This window comes from Synechococcus sp. R55.4, assembly GCF_047461935.1.
In the GTDB taxonomy this organism is placed as follows: Bacteria; Cyanobacteriota; Cyanobacteriia; order Thermostichales; family Thermostichaceae; genus Thermostichus.
In genome coordinates this window covers 1-2019 of the sequence record NZ_JANSIF010000090.1, presented here as the reverse complement: position 1 = coordinate 2019, position 2019 = coordinate 1, and the positions used below count along the sequence as shown (strand labels likewise).

Annotated in this window: 1 protein-coding gene; it reads left to right on the top strand. The window is 58.7% G+C overall.

What is annotated here, in order from left to right:
• Window positions 1–348 precede the first annotated feature (348 nt).
• Entirely contained in the window at window positions 349–1791 is a 1443-nt protein-coding gene (locus NW842_RS13890) for a gamma-aminobutyraldehyde dehydrogenase (RefSeq protein ID WP_414418274.1), read from the top strand.
• Window positions 1792–2019 lie beyond the last annotated feature (228 nt).

Genomic DNA, 2019 nt, shown 5'->3' with positions numbered 1-2019 from the left:
ACTTGAGCAACCGCTATCATGTCTGCTCTGGTTGTGGGTTTGAAATCCCCAGGGATCGGGGCTCGGTGATGGTGATGCACAATGTTGCAATAAACAAGCAACCGGGGTTGGGAACCGGCCTCGTGAGTCTTGGATGTCTCAGCACTACTTCAAAGTCCTGATGCTCAGGGCTATGAAGCAACTGGGGCAGAGGAAGAGACAGAAACTTCACCGTCAAGCGAATGGGGCATCAGAAACCCCATCCGCCTATGCGGTGGGGTAGTTCATTGAAGCTTATGATTCAAGCCGAGCCAAAAAGATTCGGCACAATGGGGAGAGCCATTTCACCAAGCTGTTGAGGACATCGCTATGGCCTACAAACTCTGGATCGACGGCCAATGGGTCGATAGCCAAGGGGGGGGGTTGATGACCATCGAGAACCCGGCCACCGGCGAGAAACTGGCAGAGGTGGTGGATGCTAGCCCTGCCGATGTGGATCGGGCGGTGCAAGCTGCCCAGACCGCTTTCTACGATGGCCGTTGGTCGAAACTTACCCCCGGCGAGCGATCCCTGGCCCTCTGGAAATTGGCAGATCTGATCGAGGCTCGTGCCCCAGAACTGGCTCGTGTGGAATCGGAAAACACCGGCAAGCCCTACGAGTTCCTCAGCTTAGGGGGAGATTTGCCGTTTGCGGTGGATAATCTGCGTTTCTTCGCCGCTGCCGCCCGCGACATCCATGGCTTTAGCGCCGGGGAATATGCCAAGGGCTACACCTCCCTCTTTCGCAAAGAGCCGGTGGGGGTGTGCGCTCAAATTACCCCCTGGAACTATCCGCTGATGATGGCCGTCTGGAAGATCGGCCCCGCCCTGGCCGCCGGCTGTACGGTGGTGCTCAAGCCCGCTCCTGCCACCCCCCTGACCACCCTGATGCTGGGAGAACTGATCGCCGAGGCCGGGATCCCGCCAGGGGTGGTCAACATCGTTACCGGGGGCAATGCTACTGGCCAAGCCCTGGTAGAGCACCCGCAGGTGCGAATGGTCAGCCTTACCGGCTCCACCGCCACCGGCAAGCAGGTGATGCGGACAGCAGCAGAGACCCTGAAGCGGGTGCATTTGGAACTGGGGGGCAAAGCGCCGTTTATCGTCTTCGAGGATGCGGACGTAGAGACCGTTGCTGCCAAGGCCACGTTTGCTGCCACCGTCAACACCGGCCAAGACTGTACGGCGGCCACCCGCGTCTACGTGCAAGAGAGCAAGCTGGCGCAGGTACAAGAGGCCATTGTAGAGGCCATGCGCAAAGTGACGGTGGGATCCCCTTTCGAGGCGGGAGTGGAGATGGGGCCTTTGGTCTCAGCAGCCCAGCGGGAGCGGGTGATGGGATTTGTGGAGCGGGCCAAAGCAGAGGGAGCCAAGGTGCTGACCGGCGGTCGGATCCCTTCCCAGTTTGCCCAAGGCTACTACTATGAACCCACGGTGATTGCCAATGTCGATCAAAAAGCGGAGATCGTACAGAGTGAGGTTTTTGGGCCGGTTCTCACGCTCGGCTCGTTTCGCGAAGAAGCGGAAGCGCTACGCTTGGGCAATGACGTCCTATACGGGCTGGCGGCTTCTGTGTGGACTCAAGACATCGGACGAGCGATGAGGTTGGCCGCCGATCTGGAGTTCGGCACCGTCTGGATCAACGACCATATTCCCATTGCCTCTGAGGCCCCCCATGGCGGCTTTAAGCAATCGGGATTTGGCAAAGATCTCTCGGCAGAAGCGGTGCGCGACTACCAAATCACCAAACACGTGATGATTGCAACCCGCTGAAGTGATGCCCATTTTGAACAGAAGATGACCACCAAACAGCGGCGGCTCACCAGGGGTATTCCCAGTCGCCGTAGGCCATTGGTGGCCTTGATTCCGACCTACCCCTTCCCCTTGGGAGAGGGCTTGGGGAACTGTCTGGAGCCGGTTTGGAACCTGATACATTCACGCTGAACTCTCCTGAACATGGTTCAGGAAAGAAGCGATCGCATCCTGCCTATCTCTGTTCGC

Coding starts and splice junctions, on each gene's coding strand:
- NW842_RS13890 (WP_414418274.1), top strand. CDS start 349: ATGGCCTACAAACTCTGGATCGACGGCCAATGGGTCGATAGCCAAGGG.